This window comes from Salinibacterium sp. M195, assembly GCF_019443965.1.
GTDB lineage: Bacteria > Actinomycetota > Actinomycetes > Actinomycetales > Microbacteriaceae > Rhodoglobus.
Genome location: NZ_CP040814.1, coordinates 1,809,257 through 1,834,222, shown reverse-complemented (window position 1 = coordinate 1,834,222; position 24,966 = coordinate 1,809,257). Strand labels below are relative to the sequence as shown.

Annotated in this window: 23 protein-coding genes; 8 read left to right on the top strand and 15 right to left on the bottom strand. The window is 60.1% G+C overall.

The window, feature by feature from the left end:
- Window positions 1-25 precede the first annotated feature (25 nt).
- Both FFT87_RS08785 and FFT87_RS08780 read left to right on the top strand, forming a co-directional pair.
- Window positions 26-274 (top strand): acyl carrier protein, encoded by a 249-nt coding sequence (locus tag FFT87_RS08785; RefSeq protein WP_010202791.1) that lies wholly within the window; start codon window positions 26-28, stop codon window positions 272-274.
- Between the two features lie 99 nt (window positions 275-373).
- Entirely contained in the window at window positions 374-1,609 is a 1,236-nt protein-coding gene (locus FFT87_RS08780; protein WP_219948374.1) for a beta-ketoacyl synthase, read from the top strand.
- Window positions 1,610-1,739: 130 nt separating this feature from the next.
- On the opposite strand, the gene FFT87_RS08775 is transcribed toward FFT87_RS08780, so the two are convergent.
- The 3 genes from FFT87_RS08775 to FFT87_RS08765 all read right to left on the bottom strand — a co-directional run bounded on the left by FFT87_RS08775 (window position 1,740) and on the right by FFT87_RS08765 (window position 3,332).
- The gene (locus FFT87_RS08775) at window positions 1,740-2,477 is read right to left on the bottom strand and encodes an SDR family oxidoreductase (RefSeq protein ID WP_219948373.1); all 738 of its coding nucleotides are present in this window, start codon (window positions 2,475-2,477) and stop codon (window positions 1,740-1,742) included.
- 193 nt (window positions 2,478-2,670) lie between these two features.
- A complete protein-coding gene (locus tag FFT87_RS08770; protein ID WP_219948372.1) occupies window positions 2,671-2,826 on the bottom strand; it encodes a hypothetical protein in 156 nt (51 codons plus the stop codon).
- A 2-nt stretch (window positions 2,827-2,828) separates the two neighbouring features.
- A complete protein-coding gene (locus FFT87_RS08765) occupies window positions 2,829-3,332 on the bottom strand; it encodes a DUF3145 domain-containing protein (RefSeq protein ID WP_219948371.1) in 504 nt (167 codons plus the stop codon).
- 265 nt (window positions 3,333-3,597) lie between these two features.
- On the opposite strand from FFT87_RS08765, the gene FFT87_RS08760 reads away from it, so the two are divergent.
- Window positions 3,598-5,052 carry an NAD(P)/FAD-dependent oxidoreductase gene (locus FFT87_RS08760; RefSeq protein ID WP_255558975.1) on the top strand — a complete coding sequence of 485 codons (1,455 nt, stop codon included), beginning with the start codon at window positions 3,598-3,600 and terminating at the stop codon, window positions 5,050-5,052.
- Window positions 5,053-5,136: 84 nt separating this feature from the next.
- Here the strand turns inward: FFT87_RS08760 and FFT87_RS08755 are convergent, their stop codons facing one another.
- From FFT87_RS08755 to FFT87_RS08735, 5 genes are read right to left on the bottom strand one after another with little or no spacing between them, the layout of a single operon-like run.
- Window positions 5,137-5,979: an ABC transporter ATP-binding protein gene (locus FFT87_RS08755; RefSeq protein ID WP_219948370.1), complete on the bottom strand. Its 843-nt coding sequence runs from the start codon at window positions 5,977-5,979 to the stop codon at window positions 5,137-5,139.
- Window positions 5,976-6,845: an ABC transporter ATP-binding protein gene (locus FFT87_RS08750; protein ID WP_219948369.1), complete on the bottom strand. Its 870-nt coding sequence runs from the start codon at window positions 6,843-6,845 to the stop codon at window positions 5,976-5,978. Before FFT87_RS08750 ends, FFT87_RS08755 begins: the two co-directional genes overlap by 4 nt.
- Window positions 6,842-7,696 carry an ABC transporter permease gene (locus FFT87_RS08745; protein WP_219948368.1) on the bottom strand — a complete coding sequence of 285 codons (855 nt, stop codon included), beginning with the start codon at window positions 7,694-7,696 and terminating at the stop codon, window positions 6,842-6,844. The genes FFT87_RS08750 and FFT87_RS08745 overlap by 4 nt, the downstream gene beginning before the upstream one ends.
- A complete protein-coding gene (locus FFT87_RS08740) occupies window positions 7,693-8,754 on the bottom strand; it encodes an ABC transporter permease (protein ID WP_219948367.1) in 1,062 nt (353 codons plus the stop codon). The genes FFT87_RS08745 and FFT87_RS08740 overlap by 4 nt, the downstream gene beginning before the upstream one ends.
- A 14-nt stretch (window positions 8,755-8,768) precedes the next feature.
- Window positions 8,769-10,331, bottom strand: coding sequence for an ABC transporter substrate-binding protein (locus tag FFT87_RS08735; RefSeq protein WP_219948366.1), 1,563 nt, complete (start codon window positions 10,329-10,331; stop codon window positions 8,769-8,771).
- Window positions 10,332-10,576: 245 nt separating this feature from the next.
- Here FFT87_RS08735 and FFT87_RS08730 point away from each other — a divergent pair, with 245 nt between their 5' ends.
- Window positions 10,577-11,053: an Lrp/AsnC family transcriptional regulator gene (locus tag FFT87_RS08730; protein ID WP_255558974.1), complete on the top strand. Its 477-nt coding sequence runs from the start codon at window positions 10,577-10,579 to the stop codon at window positions 11,051-11,053.
- A gap of 4 nt (window positions 11,054-11,057) precedes the next feature.
- On the opposite strand, the gene FFT87_RS08725 is transcribed toward FFT87_RS08730, so the two are convergent.
- A complete protein-coding gene (locus FFT87_RS08725) occupies window positions 11,058-11,807 on the bottom strand; it encodes a hypothetical protein (RefSeq protein ID WP_255558973.1) in 750 nt (249 codons plus the stop codon).
- Between the two features lie 275 nt (window positions 11,808-12,082).
- Here FFT87_RS08725 and FFT87_RS08720 point away from each other — a divergent pair, with 275 nt between their 5' ends.
- On the top strand, window positions 12,083-12,715 hold the full coding sequence (locus FFT87_RS08720) for a PadR family transcriptional regulator (RefSeq protein WP_219948363.1): 633 nt from the start codon (window positions 12,083-12,085) through the stop codon (window positions 12,713-12,715).
- A gap of 31 nt (window positions 12,716-12,746) precedes the next feature.
- Here FFT87_RS08720 and FFT87_RS08715 read toward each other — a convergent pair whose 3' ends face one another.
- From FFT87_RS08715 to aceA, 3 genes are all read right to left on the bottom strand, one after another.
- Window positions 12,747-14,429, bottom strand: coding sequence for a bifunctional 3'-5' exonuclease/DNA polymerase (locus FFT87_RS08715; protein WP_219950770.1), 1,683 nt, complete (start codon window positions 14,427-14,429; stop codon window positions 12,747-12,749).
- A gap of 201 nt (window positions 14,430-14,630) precedes the next feature.
- Entirely contained in the window at window positions 14,631-16,250 is a 1,620-nt protein-coding gene (gene aceB / locus FFT87_RS08710) for a malate synthase A (protein WP_255558972.1), read from the bottom strand.
- A gap of 80 nt (window positions 16,251-16,330) precedes the next feature.
- Entirely contained in the window at window positions 16,331-17,632 is a 1,302-nt protein-coding gene (aceA, locus tag FFT87_RS08705; RefSeq protein WP_219948362.1) for an isocitrate lyase, read from the bottom strand.
- A gap of 176 nt (window positions 17,633-17,808) precedes the next feature.
- Between aceA and FFT87_RS08700 the strand changes: the two genes are divergently transcribed.
- Complete coding sequence (locus FFT87_RS08700) at window positions 17,809-19,278, top strand: helix-turn-helix transcriptional regulator (protein ID WP_219948361.1); 1,470 nt, start codon at window positions 17,809-17,811, stop codon at window positions 19,276-19,278.
- A gap of 15 nt (window positions 19,279-19,293) precedes the next feature.
- Here FFT87_RS08700 and FFT87_RS08695 read toward each other — a convergent pair whose 3' ends face one another.
- Both FFT87_RS08695 and FFT87_RS08690 read right to left on the bottom strand, forming a co-directional pair.
- Window positions 19,294-20,121, bottom strand: coding sequence for a DUF1684 domain-containing protein (locus tag FFT87_RS08695; protein WP_219948360.1), 828 nt, complete (start codon window positions 20,119-20,121; stop codon window positions 19,294-19,296).
- A 54-nt stretch (window positions 20,122-20,175) separates the two neighbouring features.
- Entirely contained in the window at window positions 20,176-21,534 is a 1,359-nt protein-coding gene (locus tag FFT87_RS08690) for a CoA transferase (RefSeq protein ID WP_219948359.1), read from the bottom strand.
- Between the two features lie 34 nt (window positions 21,535-21,568).
- On the opposite strand from FFT87_RS08690, the gene FFT87_RS08685 reads away from it, so the two are divergent.
- A complete protein-coding gene (locus FFT87_RS08685) occupies window positions 21,569-21,757 on the top strand; it encodes a PLDc N-terminal domain-containing protein (RefSeq protein ID WP_219948358.1) in 189 nt (62 codons plus the stop codon).
- 482 nt (window positions 21,758-22,239) lie between these two features.
- Window positions 22,240-22,902: a Pr6Pr family membrane protein gene (locus FFT87_RS08680; protein ID WP_219948357.1), complete on the top strand. Its 663-nt coding sequence runs from the start codon at window positions 22,240-22,242 to the stop codon at window positions 22,900-22,902.
- A 56-nt stretch (window positions 22,903-22,958) separates the two neighbouring features.
- Here FFT87_RS08680 and FFT87_RS08675 read toward each other — a convergent pair whose 3' ends face one another.
- The gene (locus FFT87_RS08675; RefSeq protein WP_219948356.1) at window positions 22,959-24,893 is read right to left on the bottom strand and encodes a bifunctional aldolase/short-chain dehydrogenase; all 1,935 of its coding nucleotides are present in this window, start codon (window positions 24,891-24,893) and stop codon (window positions 22,959-22,961) included.
- Window positions 24,894-24,966: the final 73 nt, after the last annotated feature.

The following is a 24,966-nucleotide window of genomic DNA, read 5'->3' as shown; positions in this document are numbered from 1 at the left end:
CAATTTACATCCCAAGGAGAAAAACATGGCACTGTCCACCGAAGAAGTTATGGCCGGACTGGCTGAGCTCATCAACGACGAGACCGGCATCGCGACCGACACAGTTGAAATGGGTAAGTCGTTCACCGACGACCTCGACATCGACTCGATCTCGATGATGACGATCGTTGTCAACGCCGAAGAGAAGTTCGACGTGAAGATCCCCGACGAAGAGGTCAAGAACCTCAAGACCGTCGGTGACGCTGTGAGCTTCATCACCAACGCTCAGGCGTAGCACCAGCTACACGCGGACGGCCAACCGCTCATATTTGCGGTTGGCCTCCGCGCAGCACCACATGCACTCCGTAAGCCGTGTATTCAAAAGGAACGTGAAATGACCAAAAAGATCGTAGTAACTGGCATTGGTGCCACCACGCCACTCGGCGGAACCGCGACTGAGTCGTGGAACGCCCTCCTCGCCGGCGAATCGGGCGCACGCTCACTCGAGCAAGACTGGGTTGCAGAGCATTCTCTCCCCGTGACCTTCGCTGCCCAGGCAAAAGTACGCCCCGAAGAAGTTCTCGAGCGTGTCGAGTACAAGAGACTCGATCCCTCGAGCCAATTCGCACTGATTTCCGCCCGTGAAGCTTGGGCAGACGCGGGTTCGCCCGACGTCGACCCTGAGCGCATTGGCGTTGACTATTCCACCGGCATCGGTGGATTGTGGACCCTTCTCGACGCGTGGGACACCCTGCGCGAAAAGGGGCCCCGTCGTGTATTGCCGATGACAATTCCGATGCTCATGCCGAACGCTGCTGCGGCAGCCATCAGCATGGCGATCCCGTCTCGCGCCTACGCCCGCACTGATGTTTCCGCGTGCGCGTCCAGCACTGAAGCGCTCGCTAACGCTTACGCGCACCTGCAGGCAGGTCTGGCGGATGTCGTCATCGCCGGTGGCACTGAAGCCGTTGTTCACCCGTTGCCGATCGCTGCCTTCGCATCGATGCAGGCGCTGTCGAAGCGCAACGACGACCCCGCAACCGCCTCACGTCCCTATGACATTTCGCGTGATGGCTTTGTGCTCGGCGAAGGAGCGGCCACGCTCGTGCTCGAAACCGAAGAGCATGCCCTCGCGCGCGGCGCCCGTATTTATGCTGAACTCGCCGGTGGCGCCGTCACCAGTGACTCGTTCCACATCACGGCCCCCGACCCCGAGGGAACTGCTGCAGCCCGCGCTGTGCGCGACGCGCTCGATGCAGCCGGCGCGACCGTCGATCAGGTTACGCACATCAACGCGCACGCCACGAGCACGCCTGTTGGTGACATCGCCGAGTACAAGGCGCTCCTGCGCATTTTCGGTGACCACCTGCCCAACATTCCGGTCTCCGCCACCAAAGGCGCCACAGGCCACCTCTTGGGCGGTACAGGAGCACTCGAAGCGATCTTCACCGTCTTGGCGCTGTACCACCGCACCGCTCCCCCGACGATCAACCTCACCGAGCAGGATCCCGCGATCCCGCTCGATGTCGTCACGTCGCCTCGCGACCTCGGCACCGGTCCGCAGCTGGCCATCAGCAACTCATTCGGCTTCGGCGGACACAACGCTGTCGCAGCCTTCCGCTCGATTTAGCAATTTGCACGCTTCACCCGCCCTGCGGAGTGAGGCGTTAACGAGCTATCGCCCGTCACGATCATTGATCGGACGGGCGATAGCTCGTTAATCACGGCAGCGTCACTGACACACCGGGAAAAGTGGGACGTTAGCTGACTGCGCCTTCGCCGGCGAGGGTTCCCCCATCAATGATGAACTCGGAGCCGGTGGAGAAGCTGGCGTCGTCGCTCGCAAGGAAAAGCACCATCTTGGTGACTTCGTCCGCCTCACCAATACGATTGATCGGCGTTCCGGGATCGCCCATACTCAGCCCGTCTGTCATGGGGGTGCGGATTCCGCCAGGATGAACCGAGTTGACCCGAACACCCTGCGAACCGAGCTCCATTGCGACGGACTTGGTGAGCCCACGCAGACCAAACTTCGAGGCGGTGTAGCCGTGCAGAGCAGCGTAGCCCTGCATACCGGCGGTCGAGGAGATGTTCACGATTGATGAAGCATCGTTTTTGACCAGCTCGGGTGTGGCGGCCTTGATTCCGAGGAACGCGCCGGTGAGGTTGATCCCGATAATGAGAGACCAGTCGCTTTCGGTATAGCTGTCGAGCGTACCGAAGTTCACAATGCCAGCATTGTTGATCAACACGTGGAGCCCACCGAAGGTGTCAACGGCCAGCTTCACTGCCGCATTCCACTCCTCTTCCTTGGTGACATCGAGGTGAATATAGACCGCACTCTCGCCGAGTTCATCGGCAAGAGTCTGACCTTCGGCATCAAGCACGTCGGTGATGACGACTTTGCCACCCTCCGCCACGACCGCTCGGCTGTGTGACTCTCCCATACCGCGAGCACCGCCGCTAATGAGAACTACTTTTCCGTCAAACCTAGACATAATGTTCCTTCCGAATCCTGAAATTATTTCAGCCGGAAGGACAGAGTCCGAGGACCTCGGGACGGCCCTGTGTGGCAACCGTGCCCGAACGCTTCCGGCCACAAGGCAACGCTACGCCGGGAGTCTGCTGGATGCTAGCTGAGAGCCAAGCTCGCAGCGAACCGTCAGCGGAAGGGATCGCTCCGATAAAGGGTTAGGAGATTGAACGGCATCCGTCATGCGCCGTGCACTCGCCATCGAACCGCGAATCAACGGAGTCCAGAACGACATCGATGCACTCGTCCCATTCGATGAGCGGAATCCGAGTATCAGTGATTGCCCCTGACACCGACGTGCGTTCGGAGATCATCGCTATCCGACCTTATGGAGCCACACAACGGCGGAATCTTGACCGGCGTGCCGGAAAGACTCGAGTTCGTCATCCCACGCTTGACCGAGCACCAACCGTAGCTCGCGGTGAAGCTCGAACGCGTCAGAACCAGCAATTTCCATGGCGTAGCGAACCCGATCCTCCGGGATCACCATGTTGCCGACAGTGTCAGTCTGGGCAAAGAAGATCCCCAAATCGGGCGTGTGCATCCAGCGGCCGCCATCGCTACCAGGAGACGGGTCTTCAGTGATTTCGAAACGGAGGTGTTCCCAACCGCGAAGAGCAGAGGCGAGAACAGCACCAGACCCCTGAGGGCCTTCCCAATAGAACTCGGCACGTTGGGAGCCTTTGAGCACCGGCTGATCGTCCCATGAAAAGTTCACGGCACGTTCAAGGGCGCGACCTGCTGCCCACTCGATATGTGGGCAGAGCGCGCGAGGAGCAGAGTGCACGTAGAGCACTCCGCGAGCGTTTTGTGCAGTCACGATATCTCCGTTCCGTTTGGATGCGACTTCCCCATCGATCCATGAACGGTGTCTGTGACGACACTCAAGCTATTAAATTGTGCGGCGAACCGCTTTTGGCCATTATCGCCGACGACACAGTGAATGCGCAACAGTTTGGCATCTTTTCTGCAAACTCGGGGCGCCATTACCGCGGGAACCTTGTTGCGAGAACTGCGTTGGAAGCGAAGCCCTGCGATCGTCCGAGCTAGTAGTCTCGAAGCGTTCCACTAAGAAAAGGTGCTCAGTGACCCACACGGACGTTGTCGTCGTCGGAGCGGGCCCCAACGGGCTCGCAGCCGCGGTAACAATGGCTCGAGCGGGACTCAGCGTTCACCTCGTCGAACGCAACGACACGATTGGCGGGGGCGCACGCACCGCAGAGATCACCCTCCCCGGCTTTCGGCATGACATCTGCTCTGCCGTACATCCCATGGCTCTCGCCTCACCGTTCTTCCAAGACTTTCAGCTCACCGACCGGCTCGACTTCATTGTTCCGGAGATTTCGTACGCCCATCCGCTAGATAGGGGCGAGGCGGGGATCGCCTACCGAGACCTTGACCGCACCGCAGACGCGCTTGGACGCGATGGCAAGGCTTGGCATCGTCTGATGAAACCCCTCGTTGATCGCATCGACGGTGTCACCGACTTTACGAGCAACCAACTGCTGCGAATTCCCCGATCCCCCATCGCCGCAGCAGCTTTTGGAATGCGAGTGCTCGAGCAGGGCTCGCGAGCCTGGAACATGCGTTTTCGTGAAGATCACGCCCCTGCACTGCTCGCTGGCCTCAGCGCACACTCGGTCAGCCCCATGCCACGGCCTTCCTCAGCCGGCGCTGGACTCCTCCTCGGGGCGCAAGCTCACGCACGAGGTTGGGCAGTTCCTGTCGGAGGCAGTCAAGGAATTATTGATGCAATGGCCGCCGATTTGTTGGCCCACGGCGGCACGATCACCACTGGCGCAGAGGTGGAGTCGATCAGTCAGTTCTCTGCATCGAAAGCGGTACTTCTCGATGTTTCCGCTCGCGCACTCGACCGTATCGCCGGCGAGCAGCTGCCAGCGCGTTACCGAAAAGCGCTACGCAATTTCCGGTACGGGAATGCGGCGGCCAAAATAGATCTGGCGCTTTCCGGCCCGATACCGTGGACCAATCCCGAGGTGGGCAACGCCGGCACCGTTCATCTTGGCGGTACTCGAGAAGAAATCGCTCACTCCGAGAGTGAAGTTGCTCGCGGGATCCACCCCGAAGCACCGTATGTTCTCGTATCTCAGCCCACCATTCTCGATCCGAGCCGAGCACCGGCAGGGAAGCACGTCGTGTGGGCGTACGCCCATGTGCCCAGCGGCTCCACGGTTGACATGACCGAGCGAATTATCACTCAGATTGAGCGTTTTGCCCCTGGCTTCCGCGACCTGATCATCGGTTCGCATCACATGACCGCGTCGGAACTGGAGCGCTACAACCCCAACTACATCGGGGGTGACTTTTCCGCTGGCGCCGTCAATCTTTCGCAGCTCCTCGCCCGGCCCGTCCTGTCGACTGATCCGTGGCGCACTCCGGCTAAAGGTATTTACTTGGCTTCATCATCAACTCCGCCTGGTCCGGCGGTGCACGGACTGTGCGGGTTCTATGCCGCTCGTTCGGCGCTTCGGCATGAGTTTGGCATCACGCGAACGCCTGACCTCGCACTGGGTAGCTAACGATTCAGCCGCCCGGCTATGGGCGACAGGTTAACCAGCACACGTCCGCGATTCCCGGTCGCGAGCGATGAGAGAACTCCTCCGTCACGAACGGTTGATTGCAGCAGGCACGTCGCTTCGCCACTCTTCTGGCGCATCCGCCGCCGGGGCTGCGGGGAGAATTCCTTTACCGTCTGGCTCGGGAATCGCCGAGATCAGCGCGCGCGTGTATGGATGCAGAGGATCATTCCAGATGCGATCCGAAACGCCAGACTCGACGATCTTTCCGCGATACATCACCACAGTGCGGTCGGCGATTAGACGCACGATCGCGAGGTCGTGCGAGATGAAAAGCAACCCGGCACCGGCATCCAGCGCGAGCTTGCGCATCATGTCAGCGACAGACGCCTGACTCGAGGCATCCAGAGCGGAAATCGGTTCGTCAGCAACGAGCAGATCGGGGCGTGCAGCCAAAGCGCGCGCGATAGCGACGCGTTGACGCTGGCCACCCGACAGTTCGTGCGCGTAGCGCGAGACCATCTCGGTGGGAAGCCCGACGCGTTCGAGCCACTCTTCTGGCTGAGAACCTTCGTCGCCGCGTTCCACCGCGGCACGGATGCCTTCAGCGATCTGTTGCCCAACCCGAATACGAGGGTTGAGCGACGAGTTCGGGTCCTGGAACACCATTTGGATCGACGTGAACTGCGCGCGACGGCGACGAACACCCAGCAGAGGAACTTCTGAACCCCGATAGGTGACGGAACCGGCACGCGGCTTCTCCATGCCGACGACAGCTCGCGCGAGACTCGACTTGCCACAACCGCTCTCCCCCACGAGGGCCAGCACTTCGCCGGGAGCAATCGTGAGCGATACCTCGTCGACAGCACGAACGACAGTAGCGCCGTGGTACTCAATGACGAGGTCTGAGACCTCAAGCAGTTCAGTCATTCGGTTGTCTCCTCGAAGCCTGCGGCGCCCGGAAGCGACGCGAGCAGCTCACGCGTGTAAGCGTGCTGCGGGTTAGCGAAAATTTCGCGGCGCACATTCGACTCGACGACTTCACCGTGACGCATCACCGCAATGTCATCGGCGATAGCACTCATGACACCAAGATCATGGGTAACGAGCAGAACCGCGAGCTGGCGCTCATCAGCCAAGTCGCGCAGCAAGTGCAAGATGCCCGCCTGAACAGTCACGTCGAGCGCGGTTGTGGGTTCGTCAGCCAACAAGACGATCGGGTCACACGCCAAAGCGATCGCGATGGCGATACGTTGCCGTTGCCCGCCCGAAAATTGGTGCGGATAACGAGTGAGCGCCTCAGCCGGATTCGGAACGCGAACCCGGTCCAGCAACACAATCGCATGCGCCCGCGCTTGCTTTGACGACATCTTCAGATGACGCTTCACATGGTCAGTGAGTTGCGTACCTACTGTGAGTTGCGGGTGCAGGCTCGACGAGGGATCCTGGAAGATCATCGCGATGCGACGGCCACGAATCTCGTTCAGCTGACGGTGCGACATCCCGACCAGTTCGGTGTCACCGCGCTCGGGATCAGTCAGACGGATAGAACCGCCAACGACCGCGTTGCTTGGCAACAAACCCAACATCGCGAGCGACGTGATCGTCTTGCCCGAGCCCGACTCCCCCGCGAGCCCTTGAATACGTCCGGGGGTGAGTGCGAGGCTGATGCCCTTAACGATGGACTTCAGGTTTTTGCGAGAGCCGATGCCGATCGTGAGACCGTCGACCGTGAGTACTGGCGTTGAGGCGGCAGCTGCGGCATCCGCGACTTCTGATGGTGTTTCGTCGATCATGACCGTGCCCCCGCTCGCGAGACCTGTGAAGTGGGATCGAAGATGTCTCGCAGTGAGTCGCCAACGAAGTTGAATGCCATAACCACGGTGAGAATAGCCAGACCAGGGAACAACCCGATCCACCAGCTATCGAAGTTTTGGATGGCCGCAGAGATCATGGAACCCCACTCTGCTGTTGGCGGTTGAGCGCCGAGCCCTAGGAAGGAGAGACCGGAGAGCAACAGGATTGCTGTTCCCACGTCGAGGCTCGCGAGAACAAGAATCGGGCCAACCACGTTCGGCGCAATGTCGACGCGCAAAGTTTTGAACGGCGAGAAGCCCATCAGGCGACCTGCCATGACGTAGTTCTGGGTTCGAAGCCCCAACACAATACTTCGCGTCATTCGCGCATATTGCGGCCACGAGACCACGAAGGCTGCGATTACCGCGTTGAAGAGCGACGGGCCAAGGGCCGCGGCGACGACCATAGCGAGGATAACCGTGGGGAACGCCATCACGAGGTCCGTGAGACGCATAAGCAACTCATCGACCCACTTGCCGAAGTAGCCGGCGATTGCGCCGATGAGGGTGCCGACGGCAAGCGACATGAGCACGAGCATGAGCGCAAGCGGGATGGTGACGCCAGCGCCGGTCATCAAGCGCGAGAAGATGTCGCGACCGAGAGCATCCGTTCCCATGAGGGTGTCGATGCCGGGAGCCTGAAGCCGTGGCAGGTCTTGCGACAGTGGATCAAAAGGAACCCACGCCCGCGCCGTGAACGCGATGCCCACCCACGCGAGAGCAATAACAGCACCAATGACACCGAGCGGAGTTATCCACGCGGCAGGAATCTTTAGCCAACGTTTTCTCATGCGAGCCTCACCCTCGGGTCGAGTACACCGTAAAGAAGGTCGACGGCGAAATTGATAGACAGGTAGACAACGCCAACGACGAGACCGACGCCCATGACACCGGGAAGATCGAGGCTGGTTGCCGAGTTATAGGCGTAGCTGCCGAGGCCTGGCCACGCGAATACTGCTTCCACAAGCACTGTGCCCGAGAGCAGCGTTCCGAACGCGAGACCGACGATCGTGAGAATTGGCAGCGAAGCTCCGCGCAGCACGTAGCCGAAGAGCAGGCGTGGGCCGCTGAGCCCCTTTGCGCGACCGGCGCGCACATAGTCGGCGTCGAGAACCTCAAGAACAGAAGTGCGCACGAATCGCGTCAGGAGGCCGATAGTGAAGAGCGACAAAACGAAAACGGGAAGCATGAGGTGCGCGAGCGCATCCGTGAAAGTAACCCACTGGCCATCGAGGAGCGAATCCACCGTGTAGAAACCGGTCACGGTAGGCGGCGGCGCTAACGCGGGCGAGAGCCGCCCCGAACCAGGCGCGATGCGCAATTGAAGGAAGAAGAAGTTGAAGCTAACCAGCGCCATCCAGAAAGTCGGGATGCTGAGGCCGATCAGAGAGAACACGCGAACGAGTTGGTCGCTGATCTTGCCGCGGCGGTAGGCCGCAAGCGAGCCGAGAGCAACACCGATGCCGAGGCTGACGATGATGGCGAGCAGTGCGATTTCGACAGTGGCCGGAACTGCCTTGGCAAGGTCGTCGGCCACGGGCTGGGTCGTACGCAACGAAATACCCATGTCGCCCTGGAACAGACCACCGATGTAGGTGGCGTACTGAACGGGAAGCGGCTGATCAAGGCCGCGTTCCTGAATATACGCCTCGACGGTGGCGGGATTGCTCGCCGCCCCTTCACCGAGCGCGGCCGCAATGGGGTCACCCGGCACAAGGTTCGCGAGAGCGAACGTGACGATAGTGACTCCAAAGAGGAGCAGGACTGAGGTTCCGAGGCGACGAAGCAGGTACCCGACCAGAGGTGATCTGGCCGAGTACCTGCGAGTCGCGCGGGGTGTGTTTCCCACGCTAGAGATTCTTTCTACTTAGCTTGCAGTTCAGCGATGTCCATCGTCCACGTGGAGTTGTAGGCAACTCCCTCAATGTACGAAGCAGTCGCAATGTTCGAGCCGGGAACGATCAAAGGAACGAACGGACCGCGCTGCTGCAGGGCCTCAGCGAAGTTGCTGAACGCAGTTTCGCGCTCCTCGAAGCTGGTCGAGTTCTCTGCCGCCGACGCAAGGTTTACCACGTCGGTGTCTTGCTCAGCGGTCCAACCAGCGCGCAGTCCAACCTTCTGCCCAGCCGAGAATGGCAGGAAGTTAGCGGAGTCGGCGTAGTCGGGGCCCCAGAACCAGATGCTGAAGGCTTCGGTTCCGTTGACGTAGCTGTCGATCTGGGTCGTGAACGGCGCCGGAGCGAGCTCGATGGTGATTCCCGCATCCGCAAGCTGCGACTGGATGCGCTCAGCCAGTGGGGTGAAGCTCACACCACCAACGGGGTAGTCATTCGGGTATTCGAGCGTGATGCTCTCCCCGTTGTATCCGGATGCCTCGAGCGATGCTGCTGCAACGTCGAGATCCTGGTCTACACCGTTCTCCAGCGCGCCGAGGAACGACGGCGGGATGACGCCGGTTGCCTGCTCTGATCCTGCACCAGCAAGTTCAAGCAGCGCCGGGTAGTCGAGGGCGTAGCGGACCGCGTTGGCGAAATCAGGGTTGGAGGTAACTCCACCCACTTCTTCGCTCTGGTTGATTAGCAGGAAGATTGTCTGTGCCGACGGAGTCGAGAAGACGTTGATGCTGTCGCTCAAGCTGGCGACCTGGTCACCGCTGAGGTCAACGGCTACCTGAGAGTCGTCGCCCTCAAGGTTGATCTTCTGGGTGGCGGCCTCGGAAACGTTGCGGATCACAACACGAGTGAAGTCGATATCTTCTTCACCGTTGTAGTTCTCGTTTTCGGTAAGAACTACCTGCGACTCGAAGTTGACGGTGTCGAGGATGTACGGACCGGAACCAGCCGACGTCTCATTCAAGAATGCTTCAGCAGCATCCGAGTCATCGGTCGTTCCACCGTTCTCCATGACGAGCTTCGAGTTCAGGATGGCGAGCGACGGGTTGGTCATGAGAGCCGGGAGCTTGAGCGACGGGGTCTCAGTGCTGAGCTCAACGGTCATGTCGTCGATCTTGGTGACGGTGATGCCGTTCATCAAGAAGTTCGCCTTGCTCTCGGTCATTCCCGCGACGCGGTTGAGCGAGAAAACAACATCGTCTGCTGTGATCGCTGAGCCATCGGAGAAGACGCGACCATCTTCGAGCGTGAAGGTGAAGACCGTTGCATCGTCATTCGCTTCGAAGGACGCGAGGCCGGAAACCGGCGTTGACTCGTCAGAGCCTGCGAAGTCGAGGAGCGTCTCGTAGAGCGCCTTCGACACCATGTACCCGGTGGGAACGTAGTTGCGGCCTGGGTCGCTGGTCTCGAGCGTGAATGCGGTGTCAATAACGATGCTGTCGCTTACTTCGGGGGCTGCTGCAGCGCAACCGGCGAGTGCCAGCGATGCAGTTAGTCCGAACGCGGCCGCTACGTAGCGGAACTGTGTGCGCAAAGGGAACTCCTTGGTTGTTGTAAAACAGCCTCTGGACGGCTTGGGTTGAGATTGCCACAATTCCCGCTAGTCTGTCCAATCAAAGCAGTCATTGGTCACCCGTAGCGTCAAACATGAGAAGGACTTCGAACAATATGTCCAGCAAAGCCCCCGCCGGTTCACCCTCAACTGGACAATCACAGCCCGTTTTGGATGAGATCAACCTGAAGATATTGAATGAGCTCCGCTATAACGGACGAATATCAATGTCGGCTCTCGCGGAGAAGGTAAACGTCTCCCGGGCGAATGTGTATACCCGTGTTGAGCAACTCATGTCTGACGGAGTGATCACCGGATTCAGCGCGCAAGTCGATCCCGCCAAGACGGGGCTGGGCATCTGCGCACTCGTGTTTCTTTCCGTGCATCCGCAGACCTGGGCCAGTTTTCGCGACCGCATCACCAGCATGACCGAGATTGAATCTTGTCGCATCACTACTGGCGAGCATGACGCGATGCTAGTCATCCGCGGGCATGAAGTCGGCGCGATTCACGACTTCATTGTTGGAGTGCTTTCGGTGCTCCCCGAAGTGAAGTCACTGGAAACGGTGCTTGTTCTCGATGAGGTGTTCCAGCGACCATACCTGCTGCCATCAGACCTGCCGGTGCGAGCTCAAGAACCCGCGCAACTGGGCCTCACCCGCTTCACGCGCGCCGACCCCAACCGGGCAGGGCTCAACAACTAACGCGCTAAACGACCTGAACGCATACGCTCATGCCCGGCACCCCATCGAGAACGAATTTCTCAGTGAGATCAAGGCGACCATCTGCTCGTCGCCCGAGGGTAGTGCTGCTGTCGCCAAGCAGAGTTTCGTCGCTGGCGATGACGTGGTGGACGAAGAACTCATCGAGAACGCCGTCACGGTACCGGCCAACACAGCGCCCGGCGCTAACGGTGTCACCGAAGTAAAAGCCCCAGACGACGCCAGAGTTTTCGTCGAATTCGAACCGTGTTGGTTCAGCACTCACAGTGCTCGCTGTCGATTCTTCGAGGATAAAGGTCGTGCCATCGAGCACTGGTTCGCTGCGACGCGCTGGATCGAGTGCTGGCCAGGCGGCAAAACGATCGGCTTCGATGCACAGGCTCACCTGTTGCTCACCGTTTTTCTCGAAGGTTTCATACAACTCCAAAGCACCGTTGGCGCCCCAGCGTATTGTGCTCTGCGCGCCGCCAAGGACAACTTCGTCGCTCGCTGCCAAACGATGCGCGAAATGGAGCGTCAGTACGTCACCGTCACGGCGACCTACGACCCTGCCGACAGCAACAGTGTCGCCGTAGTACTCTCCCCAGATCATTTGGCCGTCTTGGTGATAGCGGAATCGAGTGGGTGCTGCCGTCGAAACGGCACTTCCCGACGAGGACATCAGTATGAACTCGCGATCATTGATCGACTCGGGGACGGGCTTGGTCGCTGCTGCAGCTGCTGGTTCATCGCTCACGCACCTGAGTATGAGGCCGTGAGCCGGTCTGCACGAAATCGGGTACGAAGAGTCCAATTCATCCAGAGACTCCTGGAAAGTTGTGGACATTCTGCGAGGCGGTGTCGGCCTCGCGTCATCATTCATCCACCGCCTGATTTTCGTCAGGTCGCGAGGTTCGCGAGACCACGCCCGCCGGAACAACTCGACACACCGACGACTACCGGGCAAGCATCCACCCCGTCGCTAGGGTCAGTTTGTACATACTCAGTATCGTTTTACCCGGAAGGTCTAGCATGTCAATCCGCCACAGCTTGCTCTCAATCTTGGCGCAAGGGCCGTGCTACGGCTATCAACTACGGTCGGAATTCGACCGACGAACCGGATCGACATGGTCGCTGAACGTCGGTCAGATTTACAACACTCTCGATCGGCTAGTGCGCGATGATCTCGTGGCAAAGTCACCTGCATCAATCGACAACGACTCCGGTTCGTCTCAGCAGACGTATTACACGATTACGGGCGCGGGAATAGTCGAAGCGGAACGCTGGCTTTCCACCCCCGTTGACAGCTACTCCGTCAGCCGCGACGAACTGGCGATCAAGCTCGCGATCGCCGTCACGCTTCCCGGCGTTGATGCGCACGCGGTCATTGCATCTCAGCGCCAGGCGACGCGGGGCGCCGTTGATGCGCTCTCCCTCACTGCGGAAGTGCGGGAGGACGCTCGAGATGCCACGCAGTTTGCGGAACAGCTCGTCAGCGATTCACTCTATGCACACGCTGAAGCAGAGCTGAAGTGGCTTGATCACGTGGAGTCCACGCTAACGACAGCGCAGGAGCGTGGCTTCGCGGATGCGTTCCCCCTTAACCTCACGAAACCAAAACGGGGCCGACCGGCGACGGCCACGTCCGCGCTCTCGAGCGAATAAACGCTCTGCGTCTTTACTTGCGGCATAACCGCTACTTGGCGTGGTCGTAACGATCAACGATCGCCGTCGTGAGCGGAAACGTAACGGGGATGTCGCCAAACACGAGGCGACCAGCGTCCGCCGCCGCGGCGATCACATGCTCGGCGACGCTGTCGGCACGCTCGGCCGGAGCGTGCACCACCACTTCGTCATGCAAGAAAAATACGAGGTGTGGTGCGTCGGTGAACCACGCGCCATCCGAAAGCTGGCCGAGTCGATTGCGGATGCTCGCCATCCAGCACAGTGCCCACTCGGCAGCGGTTCCTTGCACGATAAAGTTACGAGTAAAGCGCCCCCAGGAGCGCCCCTGTTCTTGCGCCGCCGCACGCTGGGCCGGAGACTGTGAATCATCATAGGCCGCCGAATGAGTGCCGGGAGGGGAACTGCGACCGAGCTGAGTGCTTACCACTTCACCGCGTTCGCCCGCCCGCGCCGCCTGCTCGACAAGCGCAATTGCTTGGGGGTAAGCCCGCGAAAGTCGAGGCATCAGTCGACCGCTCTCCCCCGAAGTTGCCCCATACATCGCGCCAAGCATCGCGAGCTTGGCGTGGGCGCGAGTGTCAACCGCACCACTGGCCACGATGCCCTCGTAGAGATCGCCAGAAGCGCCGGCCGCGACCATCCCCCGGTCACCGGCCATCGCCGCCAGAATGCGTGGCTCGAGCTGCGACGCGTCGGCCACCACAAACTTCCACCCCGGATCAGCCCTGACCGCGCCGCGAATGAGATGCGGCAGTTGCAGCGCGCCGCCACCGCTGGTCGCCCATCGACCGGTCACGACACCGCCGGGAACATAGTCGGGACGAAAACGCCCGTCAACAACCCACGAGTCAAGCCACGACCATCCATTGGCCGTCATAAGACGTTGGAGTTTCTTGAACTCGAGAAGCGGCGCGATCACCGGATGCTTGAGCTGCTTGAGTTCCCAGGACCGTGTTGTCGTGGCTTGAATGCCCGCAACGCTCAACGCCCGCAAGAGCTCAGCGGGAGACTCTGGGGCTAATCGCGGGGAGTCGAGCAGAGTGCGAATACCGTCAACAAGCGCCTGGAGCTTTGCCGGCCTTTCGCCCTCCACGCTCGGTCGCGCGCCGAGCATCTCGGTCAAAATTTCATCATGCGCTTGCGCACTCCACGGGAGCCCCGCACAGCGCATCTCGGCGGCGATAAGGGCGCCGGCCGACTCGGCCGAAAGGAGTCGCTGCAAGCGGCCTGCCTCAGTCGAGGTTGCGACAGCATCGAGTTGACGCAAGAATTCGGCAAGAACGTCGAGTTCCCCACTCTCCTGCGCCGCATCGTCGTCGTCAAAGTCAAACAGCGTTGAGTGCTGCGGGGAGACGTGATCGACGGGCGCCGTGTGGCCAGCTTGAGCCAGAGCGTCCCAACGACCGGATCGCGCTTTGGCCAGCGCTGATTCACGAGTGAAAACGGAATTGCGCAGAATCGCGTGACACAGCCGAAGGTCGAAACATCGATTCACGCGCACATGAGCCTCTAAGAGTGCCGGATACCAGGCTGCCGTGTCATGCCAGACCCAACGAATTGCGGGCTCCACACGGTGAGTCTGCGCAACAAACGTGGCCACGTCGTCAATAGCGAGTTCGCCGATAACCACGCCCGCAGCATCCACACGTGTGGCGGTGAGGGTGCGGCCACTAGTCGCGAGAACGAGGTACACGTGACTAGTCTGCCGTGCTGTGCTGACAGCGGTTGCCTCAGCAATCGGATCGGCGGTTTTCTTCACCCATTCTGCTGTTGTGATCTTGTTCGACGAGGGTCACGCACTGACGTCAGACGCAGACTGCCACGGGCTAGCCACTGGCACTCCAATCAACGTTGGTCGAGTGCCCTCAATGTATGTGGCTAGCCCATGGACGTGTCAAGCGGCGTTCTCGCGGGGCTGTTCTACGAGGTAACTGCTGTAGGCGCTGAGAGTGAGGAAGGTGGGGAATTCCTCCTCCAGCGTCACTTCACGGAACACTGCGGCAGCCTCATCGAAGCGATCGTCTGGCGTGCGTTCGATTGTGGCGAACACGTGAGCGAGTTCCTCTTCGATACTGCGATGGGTGATCGCGGTTCCTTCCGCCGTCACCACGCTCTGGTGCATCCACTGCCACAGTTGACCGCGGCTAATCTCGGCGGTTGCGGCGTCTTCCATGAGGTTGTCGATCGCAGCGGCACCAACACCGCGCAACCAGCTCTCGATGTAACGCAACGCAATGGAGACATTTGACCGCACTCCGGCATCCGTTACCGCGCCATCAATGCGCAGGTCGAGCAGGTCATCCGCTGTCACGTGAACATCGTCACGCAGGCGGTCAACCTGGTTGGGGCGCTCCCCCAGCACCGCGTCGAACTCGGCGCGTGCCGTGGGGATGAGATCCGGATGCGCAACCCACGTGCCATCGAAGCCGTCGGCAGCCTCGCGCCGCTTGTCGCGCGTTACCGCGTCGAGGGCACGAGCGGTCACTTCGGGGTCACGACGGTTCGGGATGAAGGCGCTCATGCCGCCAATGGCATGCGCGCCCCGCTTGTGACAGGTAGCAACGAGCAGCTCGGTGTAGGCGCGCATAAACGGCACCGTCATTGTGATTGCCGAGCGGTCTGGCAGCACAAAGTTTGCCCCACGACCACGGAAGTTTTTGATGATCGAGAAGATGTAGTCCCAACGGCCAGCGTTGAGGCCAGCGCAGTGTTCGCGCAGCTCATACAGAATCTCGTCCATCTCGAATGCGGCAGGGATTGTCTCGATCAGAACCGTTGCACGAATGGTGCCGTGCGTGATGTTCAGGGCATTCTCGGCGAACGTGAACACGTCATCCCACAGGCGCGCTTCAAGGTGGTTCTCAATCTTCGCGATGTAGAAGTATGGACCGCTGCCACGCTCAATCAGTTCGTGCGCGTTATGGAATATGTAGAGCCCGAAGTCGACGAGCGAGCCGGATGCCGGAGACCGTAGGCCAGCGCGGTCGGTGTACCGCAAGTGCTTTTCCACCAGATGCCACCCACGCGGTCGCATCACGATCGTGGGGGTTTCCTCACCCAAGGCGTAGGTCTTTCCCTCGGGCGTAGTGAAGTCGATCTGCCGACGGATCGCGTCGTGAAGATTCACTTGACCGCCAATGACGTTGTGCCAAGTGGGGCTCGTCGCGTCTTCTTGATCCGCAAGCCATACCTTCGCACCCGAGTTCAAGGCGTTAACGGTCATCTTGCGATCCGTCGGGCCCGTGATCTCAACCCGACGGTCGTCGAGTCCTGGCCCTGCCCCGGCAACACGCCAGCTGTCGTCATCCCGAATCGCTGCCGTCTCCGGCAAGAAGCGCAAGTTGCGTCCGTTGGTGATGTGCTTTCGCGACTCCATGCGTGCCGCCAGTCGGTCGTGGCGTCGACCAGCAAATTGGTCGTGCAGCCGCGTGAGGAAGTGCAGTGCATCCGGAGTGAGAATTTCGTCGAATCGTTCCTCTGATTCAGCGATCGGTTCCATTCTGCGAGTAGTCATGATCTGTCCTTAGAAAGTTGTGTAGTCGAGGGGTGGTGATGCCGATTTAGTGGCGGTGCCGATCTAGTGACGGTGCCGATCTAGTGGAACTGCGCGGTTTCGGTGCTGCCCACGAGGGCGAGGGTTTCGCTCGTGGGGTTGAGGGCCGTCGCGATGCGATCGAAGTACCCTGTTCCGACCTCGCGCTGGTGGCGCGTTGCCGTGTAGCCGTCTGTTTCAGACGCGAACTCTGCCTCTTGCAGTTCCACATACGCACTCATGTGACGCTCGCTGTAGCCCCGCGCAAGCGTGTACATCGAGTGGTTGAGGGCGTGGAATCCGGCAAGAGTGATGAATTGGAAGGCATAGCCCATCGCAGCCAACTCGCGCTGGAAGGTCGCAATCTGGTCGTCATCGAGATGACGCTTCCAGTTGAACGAGGGCGAGCAGTTGTACGCGAGCTTCTTGCCCGGGAACTCCTTGTGGATGCTCTCCGCAAACGTTCGAGCGAGCTCCAAGTCGGGCTTCGCACTCTCGACCCACAGCAGATCGGCGTAGGGCGCGTAGGCGTGACCACGGCTCAGCACGGTCTCGATACCCGGAGTGGTGCGATAGAAACCATCGCTCGTGCGCTCACCCGTCAAGAACGGCTTGTCTCGATCATCCACATCGCTGGTGATGAGGTCAGCGGCGAGCGAATCGGTGCGCGCAATGATGATGCTCGAGACACCGGCAACATCGGCAGCGAGTCGAGCAGCGTTGAGCGTGCGAACATGCTGAGCGGTGGGAATGAGAACCTTGCCGCCCATGTGGCCGCACTTCTTCTCTGAGGCGAGTTGGTCTTCCCAGTGCACGCCGGCCGCCCCGGCTTCGATCATGGATGACATGAGCTCGTAGGAGTTCAGAGGCCCACCAAAGCCGGCTTCCGCATCGGCAACAATCGGCGCCATCCAGTCAATTTGGGGAGCGCCCGTCTCGGCGGTCTCGATTTGGTCCGCCCGAAGCAGAGCATTGTTGATGCGGCGCACAACAGCAGGAACGCTGTTGGCCGGGTACAGGCTCTGGTCGGGGTAGGTCTGGCCGGAGAGGTTGGCGTCGGCGGCGACTTGCCAGCCGCTCAAGTAGATCGCTTCGAGGCCGGCGCGCACTTGCTGCACAGCCTGGTTGCCGGTGAGGGCTCCGAGCGCGGCTACCCACTCGGTGTTGTCGCGCTGCAGGAGATTCCAGAGGTTTTCGGCGCCTCGACGGGCGAGGGTACGGTCTTCACGAACACTTCCGCGGAGAGCAATGACGTCTTCGGCGCAAAAGTCGCGGTCGATGCCGTTCCAGCGTGCATCCGTCTTCCACTCGGTCTCGAGCTCGGCTGCGGTCTGATTCTGGTCGCCTGGGCGGTTGTTCGTCATGGTGTGCTCCTCGGTCGGTTCGCATTGCGTTGGTTTGCAGTGCGTTGATTTGCAGTGCGGCAGTGCTGCGTTTCTTCGACTCTGGTGGCTCTGTGCTGGTTCTTAACCGACTTTTGGAGCAGAATTATGCGTATTCTTCTGTTTTTCAGCAGAACACCGTCAAGGAGGACGTCGAGATGGCCCCACGCACGCGCACGCAGGCAGACGATGAGGACATGCTTGATTCCCTCACCATTGGCCGCCGCATTCGTCAGCTACGCACCGACCGCGGATTCACCCTCGACGACCTCGGCACAGCACTCGGTCGGGCAGCATCACAGGTCTCTGTTATCGAGAACGGGAAGCGTGAGCTGAAGCTCAGTGAGCTGCAAAAATTGGCTCGGATCTTCGAGGTCAGCGTCGATGATCTTCTCAGCAGCGAGCCGCCGTCCCGCCGAGCCGCCCTGGAAATTGCCCTCGAGCGTGCACAACGAGGACCGCTCTATGCATCGCTTGCACTCCCCGACTTGCCGGTGCGCAAGACCCTGAGCAACGAGGCCATCGAAACGGTGCTCGGTCTTCATGACGAACTACAGCGCCTGCACCGCGAGCGTGCATCAACCCCCGAAGAAGCGCGCCGAGCAAACACCGAGTTACGGCGCATGATGCGCAAACGCAACAACTATTTCGGCGAGCTGGAAAGCACAGCACGAGAACTGCTGGATGCGGTTGGCCATGCAGGCGGACCGCTCTCTCAGCGGGTCGCCTCCGATCTAGCCTCGCACCTCGGGTTTTCGCTGCACTACGTTCCTGACTTGCCCGGATCCACTCGCAGCGTCACGGATTTGCGCAACGGTCGCATCTATCTTCCGGTCGCCCAAGCCGAGAGCACTGATCCACGATCAACCCTGCTTCAAGCCCTCGCGGGACACGTGCTTGGCATCGGGGAGCCCGCTAATTATGCGGAATTCTTGCATCAGCGGGTGGAGACAAATTATCTCGCTGCGGCCCTTATGATGCCGGAGAAGACAGCAGTCGAGTTCTTGACGGCAGCGAAAGCACAGCGTGAACTCTCGGTAGAAGATCTGCGAGACGCTTTCGCCGTGCCCTACGAAACTGCCGCGCATCGCTTCACTAATTTGGCAACAGAACACTTGGGCGTGCCCGTTCACTTTCTCAAAGTGCACGAGGGTGGAACGATCTCTAAAGCGTACGAAAATGACAACGCAGCTTTTCCCACGGATGCCCTTGGCGCCATCGAAGGCCAAACGGTGTGCCGCAATTGGAGTGCGCGCCAAGTTTTCGATGTGGAAGATCGCTTCAGCCCGTACCACCAGTACACCGACAAGCCGGGCGGCACGTACTGGTGCACCTCGCGCATCCAATCGGGGCGCCGCGGGGACTTCTCCGTGAGCTTAGGAACTCCGTTTGCGTCGGCGAAGTGGTTCCGTGGCCGCGACACCGCCAACCGCGCCACATCGACGTGTCCGGATGACGGATGCTGCCGCAACGCACCGGAAGGTCTTTCTGGGCGCTGGGCGAAACATTCGATCCCGAGCGCTCGCCTCAATAGCTCGTTGCTAGCAGCGATGCCTACCGGGATGTATCCAGGGGTGGACTCCACCGAAGTGTTTGAGTTTTTGGAGTCACACTCCCCGAGCTTCTGACGCGGTTTTAGTGCTCTATTCGTGAAGCAGCGAGCCATCCTTTGTGAGTACATTCTTTTCGCCGGCCTCAATAGCGACTGTGAAACGGTTCTGCTTGGGCGGCATGGGGCAGTTGAAGTTGTAGCTGAAGGCGCACGGCGGCAGGATCGCGAGGTTGAAGTCGAGAACGATGGTTCCGTCGGGGTTGGGAGCGACGAACAGGAAGCGACCGACGCTGTAGGTGTCGACGCCGCTGGTGGCATCCGCGAATACGAGCTGAAGGGCACGACCTGATTTGAAAGCGGCGAGACTATAGTCAACGCCGTCTTTGGTGAACGAGATGTCGCCGGGGATCGGCTGTTCGCGCTCTTGACCGTTGTCTTTGATGTGCTCAAAGCCGAGAGTGGTTCCCTCCGGATTCGGAGTAAAGGTCGCGGTGATGACCCACTCAGGGTTGTAGGCGTAGGCATCAATCGTGCCGAACTCTTGAATGGCTGGCGAGTTGGTGTCCCACACCCGCAATCCGTTGCTGCCCTCAGGCGACGTGATCACAAAACCGGTTACGGTTTCGCCGAAGACGATCGCACTGGGGGTGTCATTGCTCTTGCTGCGCACAACAGCGCTGCCCTCAACGAGCGTGCCATCGACGACGATGTTGTCTGCGGCAGTGGCCGTAACAGTGAGGCCATGCTCGTGCGGCGCCCACGTTCCCGGAACACCCCAAATTGTCTGCTCAGCGTCAACCCACTGAGTGTTAGTGAGCGCAAGGTTTCCGTTTTGCTGCACAACCGCTAGATCGCGTCGCTCACGAAAATTCGCGAGCTTAGCTTCGGGCGTGAGAGCAGGAGCAGCAGTGTCAGTCATAAGTCCATCCTTGTTGAAGTCCATCATGCCAACCACCGCCGACACGGGATTATTTCAGGAAAGCCACTCCGGTTTGCTCGAACCCCACTCGACCGCAGCGCTGTGAAAGCTTCCGGGTCCCCCGTCATAGCTCGTCGCGGCGACCGCACTAGTGATGCCATCCTTGGTAGCGACCGTGGGGGTGAAACTAGTGGATGCCTCCGGCGCATGCCGGGGACGCCGCTGCTGCAACAACTCGGTCGCTAGCCGCGCCAACGACAGCTCCACAAGCCAAGAATGTCCAGCGTCGATACGACGGCGCACGGCCGTCGCCACTGCCGCCGCCAGCAAATAGCCCGCAGCATGGTCGAGCGCTTGAGCCGGAAGCGCACCTGGCGTTCCCGCGCCTTCACCCTCCACCATGGCAATGCCCGTTGCTGCCTGCACAATGCTGTCGAAGCCGCGGCGTTCGGCCAACGGTCCCACTGTTCCCCACGCAGAGAGCCGGCCAACGATGACTCCCGGGCGGCGCTTGGCAAGAGCCGCGGGTGACAGCCCGAACTTATCTAAAGAACCCGGGCGGTAGGCGGTGAGTACGACATCCGCGGTCTCGAGAAGCTTCTCGAAGGTAGCGCTGTCGGCATCGCGGTCAAGGTCGAGAAGGGCGGAGCGCTTGCCTGCGCCAGTGTCGAGATGTTGCCAGCCAATTTCAGGATGCCGAGGGCTGTCGATGCGCAACACATCCGCGCCCCACAGGGCGAGCGTTCGCCCGGCAACAGGCCCCGCGATCACGCGCGTGAGGTCAAGCACGCGCAGCCCCGCAAGCGGCGCATCGACGGTGGTTTCGCGGAGCTGCGCTGGTTCAGTATCGCCAAGAGATGTCATTTCGAGAACCGGCAGCTCGGCCAGCGCTTGGGCCTGAGGATGCTCTGCCCACTGCTCTGGCGTGCGTACGACCGTTGCGACTCCTCCAGCCGCGGCTACAGCGCTCTCGACCTCAGTAGCGATCATTGGATGCAGGGCGAGCATAAAATCATCGGCCCTGGTGTCATCGGCAAGATCTAACGCTTTCAGTAACGCAGCGCGGTGGTGCGGGTAGTTGGCGTGAGTGCGAACCCAGCCGTCGCTACAGGGCCAGAAGCCGGAAAGTTCTGCCCAGGCCGAGACGGGGTCACCGTTCAGCCGAAAGTGTTTGTCACTAGTCACCGCAGTGGCAATCTTGAGCGGATTCAACTCGACGGAAGGAACCGCGCATCCCACTCGGCGTGCCGCCAGCAGCGAGGCAGAAAACGAGGCTGCAGCAATAGCATCGTGAACGAAACGACCAGCAGGCAATGCCCCAGTGAGGGGCACTGCGGTTCCGAGGTCGCGCACTAAGGCCAAGGCAGCGGCCTCTTCGCCCAATGATTGCCACGCGGCATCCAGCAAACTCATATCTTGATAGTGCCACGTCGATAGGATTTAGACCATGGAACCAATTAGCTTCAGCTTCGGCATCGTCGGCCTGATCATTTTCATTATTACCGTTATATCGATTGCCAAAAGCAACAACCACGGCGTGATCGGCAAGTTCGTCTGGATTCTGGTGGCATTCTTCTTGTCGATCCTCGGATCAATCCTGTGGCTGATCTTCGGTCGCGGCAAGGTGCGCAACTAGCTCCACGCGGCCCAAACTCTGAGAGTGCGCGGCGGTAGGGCACGCTGGAGGTTCACGGGATTTCCGTGCCCGCGACGGCCTACCGCCACGCGAAACTACTTACGGCTGACTGTCGAAGCCGAGTAGTTCGGTGCTCCAGGCTCTAGTGGCCCTTACGGGGCTTGAGAAACCCAGTGTCTTCGAGCTTGGCCCGCTTTTGCGCCCGCTTGTCTTTAATCGACAACTTGGCGTCTTTTTTGGTGTTTCCTCGAGGCGATTTTCCAGCCATGATTACTCCGCTTCCCCTTGTGTCAGATGGCGTGTTCACCATGACCATAGCCCATTCCTCAGAGGAAAGCACTTCCGCTCTGACCAGCTTTTTTATCCGACACAAAACCCCGTGACTGATCTCCGTCAGTTTGCCCGCGGCCACCGAGCGTTCACCCCGCGTGGGGCGTCCACTATAGTCAGTGTGACTGCTTGTTTTCGGCTCGAGGGGAACCATGACTTACACCGCCACGCCCGCTAAACCCGAGACCCGAAACGGCACGGCAGTTGTCGCCCTGCTGCGCTTGGGTATTGCCGCTCTCGTCACCGCTGCGGTGATCGCGACCGTGGCTGAGGCAGCGGGCCGCACCGTGATCAATCCGTTCAATATGTTCGGCTACTTCACTATTCAGTCGAACATCATCCTCGCCGTGGTTTACGCCGTCATCGCTGTCGTAGCTTTGCGCGGGAATGCCGCATCACCAGCGTTGAACATCGCTCGCGCGTCGGTGACGACCTACATCATCATCGTCGGCGTCGTATATGCCACCCTGCTAGCCCCGCTCGGCGCTGCCGGCGGGGTTCCGGTCGCTTGGGCGAACACGGCGCTGCACATCATCACCCCGGTATATGCGTTGGCCGACTGGATCCTGTTCTCCGACCGCGCTCGCATCGCTTTCAGCCGCCTGTGGATCGTATTGATCTATCCCATCGTGTGGGTCGTCGTCGTTCTCGTGCGCGGCGCAACCGACGGCTGGGTGCCGTATCCGTTCTTGCACCCCGATACCGGTTACGCCAGCGTATTCTTTTACGTCGGACTCATCGTCGTCGTCATGCTGGCATTTGGGTCACTCGTGTTCTGGATCTCAGGAAAGCGTTCCGTACTGCGCGTACCGTAGCGGCCGAGCACCAACGGGTGCGATAGCTCCGTGGGACTCGCCCGCTCGTGGCACAGCTAGATGACGCGTTCGTTGCCTCCATCGATGGGAACATGAGCTCCGGTCGTGGCACGGAATGTGTCCGAGCAAAGTTCCGCGACAGCGCGGCCAACGTCGACGCTCACGATTTCTAAGCTCAGCAGGTTTCGGCGCTTGTATTCAGCCTGCGTCATGTTGTATTTGGCCGCTCGCTCTGCCAACAATGCCGGGTTCCACAAACCAGTGTCGAATACCGCATCAGGATGCACCATATTGACCCGGATGCCGTCAGGTGCCCATTCAAGCGCGGCTACGCGTGCGAGCTGGACGGCAGCGGATTTGCTCGCGGAGTATGCCGACGCTCCAGGCCCCGGTGCCGCTACGTTCTTTGTCGCGATGAGAACTACCCGGCCGCCATTCGGCGCTAGCGCTAGATAAGGGTGAACCAAGGAGAAAAGTCGCGCGACCGCGGTGGTGTTTACTGCAAAGCTGCGGCCCCATGCCTCCTCATCGAACTCAGCAATGGGGGCGCTCTGGGCAAAGATTCCGGCGGCGGGGACAACAATATCGACGCCTCCGAAACGCCGAACTCCTAGGTCAATTGCGGAGGCGAGTTGGCCGGCGTCGCTGACATCGGCCCGAATACCAAGCCAGTTCGGCGAATCGAAAGTCTCCCCCACGCCTGATGCAAGATCGAGGCCGATGACGGCTGCGCCCTGCTCAAGCAACACTTGCGCACAGGCCCGGCCAATGCCTGACCCTGCGCCGGTGACCAAAGCAACCTCACCCTGAAAACGTTTCGGCGCGGAACCCAAGCGCAATTTTGCTTGTTCTAGTTCCCAATACTCGACATCAAAAATGTCGCCGGCTGGCAACGCTTGATAGCCCGACTGCCGCTCCGCAGCGTCGATAATGTCCAGCGTATGCAGATAAATGTCCGCCGCAATACGCGTTTCGGCAAGAGAGCCGCCGACGGTCACGAGCCCCCATTCCGCATCGAGGACGACCCGCGGGGCACGATCGAGCTCCTCCAACTCGCTTCCCCGTCGCGCGCTGTTATCGGCGAAGTATTCCTCGTAGTCAGCAGCGTAGGAAGCAAGGTCGCGCCCGATAAGCGGGAGCCGCTTAGTGCGAATCACATGGTCAGGTGTCGCAGGTCCTCGAGTCGCTTTTTCGGCCACTGCTGGGTCATTAGCAAATGTTAGAGCCCGTTGAGATGACTGTTGGCTAACGATCATCGCGCGGCCCGCAATTCGACTGACCTCGGCGCGAAAAACCGCCAGTTCGTGAGACACACCTGAGCGAACCGGAGGTTCCGCCATCGTCGAAACGGGAGACGTGAAAAACTCGGCCGCATCTTCAGCGAGTTGGATAAATTCGATGTGACGCCGATAGGCTTCTTCGGCGGTCGCGCCCACAGTAAACAACCCATGGTTCATGAGAACCATGCCCTCTGTTTCTGCAGTGGCTAACGTGGGCCACAAGTCGGCGGCCAAGCGCGCTAGGTCGAAACCGGGCATCACATAAGGGATAACGATAAGTCTGTCGCCGTACACACGCTCGACGGAGGCCCGACCATCCGGCTGATTCATGAGAGCCACGAGCGCATCCGCATGCGAATGAAGCACCACCCGCGCCGGCAGCAGGGCGTGCAGCAACGATTCGACAGAGGGATCCGGTGCCGCGGAATCCAGACTTGCCTGACGAAGCCCATTCATCATCTGGGTGTCGGTGAGGGTTGGCACTCTCAACAGCTCTGCCAACCGATCCCGCCTCAGAGGCACAAAACCCGGACGTTCTATTGTTGCGAGGTCCCAGCCGCTCCCCTTGATAAAAAGAACCTCAACGGACTCGCCCGTCACATCGACGACTTCGCTCTTAATAGAGGTGTTTCCTCCACCGTGAAGCACGAGCCCAGGATCCGCTCCGAGAAGACGTGAAACGTGAACGATCTCGTCTAATGCATCTGGCACCGGCGTGGTTGAGGTCCCGGAAATGTCAGTCCATCGGTTTAGCATGTGTAGCCTCATGTCTTTTGGTTGTGCG